The organism is Aestuariivirga sp. (assembly GCF_037139295.1).
Classification (GTDB): Bacteria; Pseudomonadota; Alphaproteobacteria; order Rhizobiales; family Aestuariivirgaceae; genus Aestuariivirga.
In genome coordinates this window covers 1-1,633 of record NZ_JBAXGR010000306.1, presented here as the reverse complement: position 1 = coordinate 1,633, position 1,633 = coordinate 1, and the positions used below count along the sequence as shown (strand labels likewise).

Genomic DNA, 1,633 nt, shown 5'->3' with positions numbered 1-1,633 from the left:
GTATCGTTCCAGTCACAACGCCATGGTAAGGTTATCCGAGTATCCAATCTTCCGGAGCGTAATCAGTGCCGCACCAAACGGGTTCCGACAATTTGGACTTCCTCGACGGATACCTGTTCCGGACCATGGTGCAGATACTGAACTCCGAAGGCGCTGATCCGGCCGGCTTTTACAATTACTACAAGGCAAGAGTTGAGCAGGTTGGCACCGCACTCAGTCCCTATGACCGAATGCTGGTCGATTACGTAGACGCCAAGTTCGATCGGCAAAACCGACGTATTGTTCATGGAGGGACCGGCCTTGGCACACTACCCTGTGCACTGGCCTTTTCAGGCTATACCGTCGCGGGCGTCGAGCAGGATATGGCGAGGCTCCGTACGGCAGGGCGGGTCCACGGCGCACTGGCCGAAGCCTGGCCAGCCGCTGCCGAACGCTATGTCTTGATTGGCGGAGAATTTCCGACGGTACTTGCCGATACACCATGGATGACACCAGAGACGGTGTTGATATTCACAAACTGCGTCGCAACCTGGTCGGAAGACCTCGCCGCCCGCCTCATGGCATCCTTGAGTACCTGCGGCGACGTGATTCTGGATGTCCGACTGTTCGGACAATCCAGAGACACGCCAGAAGAACGGCAGATGCTGATCGGCCAGTTCGAAGCGCAAGGGCTCGTCGCACTGCCCATTGCAGAAAGCACCCCGGGCGCCTTCTACTATCACCTGCAACCACGACAAATCATACCATGACCGCCGACGTGCTGGCCGATCTGCTGAAGAGCCGTGGCTGCAAGACGGTTTGCTATTTCCATACCGACCACTTCGAACCTTGGTCGATCAATATCGACGAGGCCAGTGCCCGCGCCGTCGAGCGCATGGCCCAAATGGCGCGGCGGTCACCCTATGCGCAACGTCTCAGTCTTTTCTATAGCGTCTTCCTCTCCCACCGACCTGCCGCCGACGGCCCCGCCAGCCGGGACGACTCGCAAGTTCCCGGCGATGGCGTCGTGTTCAGCGCACGTTCCATGCGCCAGGAAGAGCTGGCGCGCGAGGCGATTCGCCCGCTGGTCGCAGCCGACGGGCACGAGATGCATCTGCATGTCCATCATGAATACTGGACGCGCAACAGTTCACACTTTGACATCCGGTGTCGCGTTGGGTCAACACTTCGAGTACGGCCCATGCGGACCACGAGCGGCTCGATCTGCACTTCCGGCTGGCCAAGGAGGCGATCACGCGGGAAATCGGCGCTCCGTTCGAACGCTGGGCGTTCATCCACGGTAACTGGGCCCTCAACGCCTCCGATCCGCTGATCTGTCAGGTCACCGACGAGATGGCAATGATCATGCGCCACGGCGGTTTCGGCGACTTCTCCTTTCCGGCGGGCCGCAGCTACTGCGATCCTAAATTGGAAAGCCCGTTTACCTGCCTGCCCCTCGATCTGCTGCGCGCCTACGACGATCACCGCTCCGATCCGCGCGCCATCGGCGCGGGGACCGCCGTCATGCAGCCGGGTCGATTCTTCATCTGGAATTCAACCATCAAGTCGGTCAATTCATCGCTCGACTACTATTCGGCGACGAATCGAGCCCTGTTCAAGAACCCGGAGCGCGTGGTCGCGACCTGGCTCAGCA

At 59.9% G+C, this 1,633-nt stretch carries 2 protein-coding genes; both read left to right on the top strand.

The genetic code is table 11. The features are described from left to right. Positions 1 to 65: 65 nt before the first annotated feature. Positions 66 to 749, top strand: coding sequence for a hypothetical protein (locus WCJ41_RS22170; protein WP_336908001.1), 684 nt, complete (start codon positions 66 to 68; stop codon positions 747 to 749). Between the two features lie 397 nt (positions 750 to 1,146). After that, positions 1,147 to 1,633 (top strand): hypothetical protein (locus WCJ41_RS22165; protein WP_336908000.1); only part of this gene is annotated, 487 nt, incomplete at its 3' end.